We start from the raw sequence: 5,780 nt of genomic DNA, 5'->3' as shown, positions 1-5,780 counted from the left end.
CATAGCAGTGGTCGCCGTGCACGTGGGTAATCAAGATGGCTTTCAAAGAATGGAACGATAACTTCGTGTGCAAAACCTGATGCTGGGTGCCCTCGCCACAATCGATCAGGTACCAGCCCTTCCCTTTGCTATCGCGCAACGCGATGCCGGAGACGTTTCGTTGTTTGGTCGGTACACCGGCGGATGTGCCTAGGAAGAGTAGGTTCATATCCATCCAGTTATTTATTGTATCGATTTTGGCAACAGCAGCCACACGGCTATGCAAGCACGCTTTTCACTTTCACTGAGGCAGCGCTCGGCTTTCATAAGTTCATGGCCTCCCACCTACGCACTAACTCAAATGTAATTACGCCTTATTTGCTGGAAGATGGCTTTCTTCATATTAAAGGCTGTCACCCCTTAAATTGATTGAGTAAGCTACTTAAGCCGATGCTTGAGCAAAGTGTGGTTTGGACGGTTTTTTCCATCATTCGTATACATCGCTCATGTTGCCATGATTCACAAGGTTCAGAGAGATCATTGCACCCTCATTAATAAAGAATAAAACCAGGAACTGAAACATGTTATTCAGGCTGCCCTTCAAACTCACGATACTGTTAGTTGCCCTAGTCGCGATGAGCGTCCTCTGGCAACGAACCACGTTTATGCTAATGGCATTTACCCGAATCAATCCGTTACCCGAAACTCATGCTCTCGTAGAGGAGGAGCGATACGCTGAAGCGGCTGACTATCTGGGATTCTTCATGGCATTTGACTACGTTGGCGACGATCCAGAGGCGCAGACGCTTTACCAGAGTATTGAAGATCGGCGAAGCGATTGGCGTTATCAGCTCGATAAGCTAGGCGAGGGCTTATTCAAAGGCAGCAGTGACGAAACCATTGGGCAAGTCGCCAGCGTTACATCGGACTTCCTTGTGATTGGAGATCTGCGTGATTTGGCTAACCAAGGCTTGAACCTTGTGCACGGTGAAGAGGTTGATGAAGTTTTAATAGCTCTGGCCACACTGGGGGTGGTGGCATCATCAGCGCAAATGGCAAGCACTGTGGGAACTGGCGCTACAGCGGGTGCAGCAGCGCCCGCTGTAGCAGGCACCACAGTAGCCAAAAGCAGTTTAATAACGCTCAAGGCAGCAAGGAGACTGGGTAAACTGCCTTACTGGCTAAAAGATTCCGTGATGACAGCAGCAAGGCAGGCGCGGCAAACCAGAAATTTGGGACAGCTGAGAACGATGCTCGGTGATATCAATATTCTTGCCAAGACCCGCGGCGGTTTGAATATGCTGGAAAACACTCAAAACGCCACCGATCTTCGTCGAGCCGCGCGTTTTGCTGATACATTCGGTAGCCAAAGTGCAGCGTTGTACAGAATAGGTGGCACGGCCGTTATCGATATTAGTCAACGCGCCGCCATCTTCGGTAAAGAGACCATTTTACTCGCTGCCACCTTTGGTAAAACAGGCTTAAAGGTGCTGGATAGGGTTGGCGCACTGAAATTTACCAAGTTTGCCAGCCGTAGCACCAAGATGGTGTATAAAGGCGATCTACTTGCCCTTATCGCAAAGCTGCTTTTATCTCTCCCCGTTTGGTTGCTTTATGGGATTATCGTTTTTGCGGCATGGTTATGGACGCCTGGCTGGTTGCTATCGGCTCTAGGGCGTCTGCTTAAGTTACGCCCACAAGCCACTCCATAAAGATTTTGACGTTCTTCAAGGCGAGATCCACGACCTGATCCTGATCCACAGTGAAAAAAGGCCTGAGTGAGGGGGGCACAACACGTTCTCAATTAGACTCTCCAGGCTGAGCTGAAATAGTATCTGAACCTTTAACTATGGCCTACAGGTGTGGTGTGGCATCGGAAAACACTATCTCGTCACTCATTTAACATCTCATTCGCCAGGCTCCGTTCTTTCAACAGCAAGGATGCCACTACTCCCAAGCCGCTTATAGTTAAGGGTAGAATCAACGCGAGTTGATAGCTCTGAAGGCTTGGAACAGTTTCGGGGTCAGCAGCCGAGACGGTATCAAGAATGATCCCAAAACCTGATTGAACCAAAGCAGCGGTCAGGAACGCACCCATATTAACGAGAGCAGTCGCAAAGCCAACATTCGCCAAGGCGACTGACTCTTTGGTAGCCGCAAAAATGACCCCGACCGGCCCGCCAGAGAGTCCTAAAAGTACAAACAGTGCCATTGCCACTCCACCAGGCTCCCACTCTGCAAACGCCATCAGCGCCCATACAGCGACGGATAACATAGCCGTCACAACAATAATGGGTTTCTTCGCACCAATCCTGTCAGCGATCCATCCCCAAAAGAGAGAACTCAAACCATACATCGTCAACGCAACGGTGGCATATTGTGCCGCTTGCGCTGGTTGGATGCTGAAACCATCGGTCAATAGCGGTACCGCCCACAGTCCTAAAAACGCATACAAGGTTCCGTTGGTGGCCGCGACACAAACAAACAGTAACCATACCTGGCGCTCTCTAAGGACATATCGATTTCCGCGCAGTATTGGATGCACAGTCGTCTTGGCTTTCGAGTCACGTATCCGTTTTGGTGCTGGGTCGTCTTTACAGAAAATAAGCAGGCATGCAGTGGCCAATAAGGTTAAGGCTGCGAAGAAAAGGACGACCTCTCTCCAGTTGAACCAATGCAACAAATACGCTGTTGGGGTCTGCGCTATTACGCTTCCTAGCGCAGCCAGGAGCATGGTTGTACCCATAACAAGGGAATGGCGCTCTGGGGAAAACCAAGTAGCGTTGTAACTCATCAGGGCGACAAATACAGCTGATAGGCCCAGCCCCAATAACGCTGACCCCACAAGCAAAACGACAAGATTGGGCGCAAAACCAAAGGAGAAAGCACCTATCGCCGTTACTGTACCGCCGATAACGCCCCCCTTCTGTATCCCCACCGAGTCAGTAAAAATGCCAGCGGGCACCTGCATCAGCGTATAAATCCAGAAATGCATTGATGCCACAATGCCGAGCGTAGTGGCCGTTAAACTGAGCTCTTGCTGCATACTCCCTGAAAGGGTCGAAGGGGCGAAGCGGAAAAAGAATCCACTCATGAAGATGCTAATGAGAAAACACCAGCCTCCCCATTTGAGCCAGGTTATTGGAATCCGAAGGCGCCCCCCCATAACGGTACTTGTACTATTCATACCCCGCCTCCAGGAGCCTTGTTTCGATTAGCTCCGAAAAGTAAGCGGCCACCGGTTCAACTGGTGTGAAATGCCCTCGCACACGATTGCTCAATCCTTCTAGTTGGTATTCACAAATCTGGTCATCCTCAAGAATTACTTGATCGAGTCTTTCGAAATAGTGTGGTGCGATCTCGTTAAAGTCATGCCTCGCCAGGGTTTCATCATGAAATGCGTAACCAACATTGACGCTTGTGCGAGTAGCTGAGATTGGCGTCTTCTGAATCCACCACATAACTTCGGGTGCAGTTACAATGAAAAAACCTGGCAGAATGACGCTGAAATGGGTGCCTTCTGCTGCTTCGCCGATAACGTCACGGGGAGTTGGAAAGGCGAGGTTACGTTTTTCAGGAAATAATGCTGGAGAAAGAGAGTTCTGATGATAAACACCAAACCAGTTGCGATCATGTTCTACCGGTTTAACTGGTTGGCTACCAATCGAGCGACTGTGAATGAAGTTGGTATGGAGAGTCTCCATATCTACTTCAATGTATAGCTTCCAATTGGTCGTTAATGCATAGGACTTTTCTTGAACACAATGCATTCTCTGAGTTTGGTGTGGTAGAGCTACCTTCTCGATGTAGTTGCCTAGATAGACCTCAAGCGGCATCTCGTTTTCTTTATTAAGATTGATGAATACCAAACCAGCTGCAGCTTCACATTGAACTGGAACCAGATTTAGATTTAACTTTTTAAGATCGCTTCTTTTCACGCTCCCACCTAAACCGGGAGCGCTCGTCAAATTTCCAAATGTATCGTAAGACCACTTATGAAAAGGGCATCTAAAGTTCGCATTTTTTCCGCAGCTTTCGCTCGTTAAAGGAGCACCACGATGTCTACAGGTGTTTAGAAAGGCTCTGATAATACCGTCTTCACTACGGACAATGATGACACTGCGTTCCAAAAACCGACGGATTACAAAACTTCCAACGTTAGGGAGAGAAGTCGACAGGCAGGCAAAATGCCAGGCTGGAGAATGAATGGTTTGTAGTTCTCGTTCAAACCAATCCTCATCGATATAGCATTCAGGGCGGAGCATTTTTGAGAGGCCTGTTTTATCGCACCCACCCTCAACTCTAGTGTTTAAGGAATTATTCGTATCTGTCATATTTGTATCCACGTGTTTGTTTTCAAAACAAGTGGTCTGAGCGTACAAAGCGACATGGGATAATTGGAAACGGAAATATTTGCTGAGGGGTATCAATTAATTCGATACTGGATCAGAGTCCCTTTTACATCACCCGATCGCCACTTCAATTACTCAACATGCTCGGCGAATAAGACGAACCGACGGTAGGAGGTACCACAATGAAATGGAGCTTGGATCAGCTGCGCACATTTATCTATGTTGCAGATTTGGGCGGTTTTTCACGGGCGGGAGAGCGACTCTTTCTGGCCCAATCTACTGTTAGTTGGCAAGTTCAGCAGCTTGAACGCCAGATTGGCGTTCCACTGCTCTACCGCACTCCAAAAGGCGTTACCCTTACCGAAAAAGGCCATGCCTTCTATCTAAGGGCACAAAAGGTCATTAACGCAAACGATGAGGCTGAGCGATGGTTGGCGCAGAGTTTTGCTGATCGTCAGATCATTCGATTCGCCACCACAGATTGCTACGCAACTTGTCTGTTGCCAAGCCTACTTGAGCTTTGGAAATGTCAGTTTCCCAATGTTCAAGTGACATTGGATTGCAGCTTCAGCACTGATATCTGGAAGCGTTATAAAAACGGGGAATTCGATATTGCTCTGGCCCAGCATTGTCCTTCTGACATCGATGCAGAGCCTATCCGAGTTGAACCATTAGAGTGGGTCTGTGCTAGAAATTCGCTCGTTTGGAAACAGAGTACGCTACCCGTCGCTTTATTCGAGTACGGCTGCCCTGACAGAGAATTCATCCTAAATGCACTCAAAGGCGCAGGCCGTGAGTATAGAGTTGAGTTCGAAACCTACAGCTATGGAGGGCTTGTGGCAGCAGTGGAAAGCGGAGCTGTCGTTTCGGCACTGCCCAAATCAACGATACCGCCCACCCTCAGGCGCCTTGATAGCCAGCATTGTCTCCCACGGCTGCCCTCTTTAAACGTAAACTTAGCAAGCCCCCAAAAAAGCAGTGATCACATTTGCAGCCAACTGTATGACGCTGTTGTACTGCACTTGGCTGAATACGAACAGAGTTTAACAACCAAAGGCGAGGAGTTACTCCAATAAGCACTGGTTCACCCTTCTAACAACTATGTCCGAGAATGACGTCACCCCATTTTCAGTAGCCGTGTATTCGCAAGAATGGTCGAAACACGGCCAACCTATTCGCCCGCCACTTCAGAAAAGTGGCCCGCTTTATCCAGGGTGTATTCGCCAAAATCCCGCGCCAAGTAAAGCGAGCCCGAGTAGACGCGCAAGGCCTCTTGGCGGATCTCCTCAATGGAAGGCGACGCATGGGGGTTGAGCTGGTAGCGGGGGCTAAAGTGCGTCAGCACCAGATTGGGCAGCTGTACCGATTCGGCAAACGTGGCGACAAGCTTGGCGTAGCTATGCCCCACATCACCGGCTTTCTGGGCCATCTCTTCGGTGTAGGTGGCTT

The 5,780-nt window shown here is 49.1% G+C and carries 5 protein-coding genes and 1 pseudogene; 2 read left to right on the top strand and 4 right to left on the bottom strand.

What is annotated here, in order from left to right:
• Window positions 1-208 (bottom strand): MBL fold metallo-hydrolase (locus tag K7H09_RS24020; protein WP_230806318.1); only part of this gene is annotated, 208 nt, incomplete at its 3' end.
• 352 nt (window positions 209-560) lie between these two features.
• Here K7H09_RS24020 and K7H09_RS24015 point away from each other — a divergent pair.
• Complete coding sequence (locus K7H09_RS24015; protein ID WP_230806316.1) at window positions 561-1,691, top strand: hypothetical protein; 1,131 nt, start codon at window positions 561-563, stop codon at window positions 1,689-1,691.
• A 179-nt stretch (window positions 1,692-1,870) separates the two neighbouring features.
• Here the strand turns inward: K7H09_RS24015 and K7H09_RS24010 are convergent, their stop codons facing one another.
• On the bottom strand, window positions 1,871-3,166 hold the full coding sequence (locus K7H09_RS24010; protein WP_230806313.1) for an MFS transporter: 1,296 nt from the start codon (window positions 3,164-3,166) through the stop codon (window positions 1,871-1,873).
• Window positions 3,159-4,313, bottom strand: a complete 1,155-nt coding sequence (locus tag K7H09_RS24005) for an aromatic ring-hydroxylating oxygenase subunit alpha (RefSeq protein WP_230806311.1) — start codon at window positions 4,311-4,313, stop codon at window positions 3,159-3,161. Before K7H09_RS24005 ends, K7H09_RS24010 begins: the two co-directional genes overlap by 8 nt.
• Window positions 4,314-4,513: 200 nt before the next feature.
• On the opposite strand from K7H09_RS24005, the gene K7H09_RS24000 reads away from it, so the two are divergent.
• Window positions 4,514-5,407, top strand: a complete 894-nt coding sequence (locus tag K7H09_RS24000; RefSeq protein WP_230806309.1) for a LysR family transcriptional regulator — start codon at window positions 4,514-4,516, stop codon at window positions 5,405-5,407.
• Between the two features lie 95 nt (window positions 5,408-5,502).
• On the opposite strand, the pseudogene K7H09_RS23995 reads toward K7H09_RS24000, so the two are convergent.
• Window positions 5,503-5,780 (bottom strand): annotated as a pseudogene (locus tag K7H09_RS23995) (MBL fold metallo-hydrolase); the annotation flags it as partial.

It is taken from the genome of Halomonas sp. IOP_14 (genome assembly GCF_021021315.1).
Classification (GTDB): Bacteria; Pseudomonadota; Gammaproteobacteria; order Pseudomonadales; family Halomonadaceae; genus Vreelandella; species Vreelandella titanicae.
This window is presented reverse-complemented; position numbering and strand designations above follow the sequence as displayed.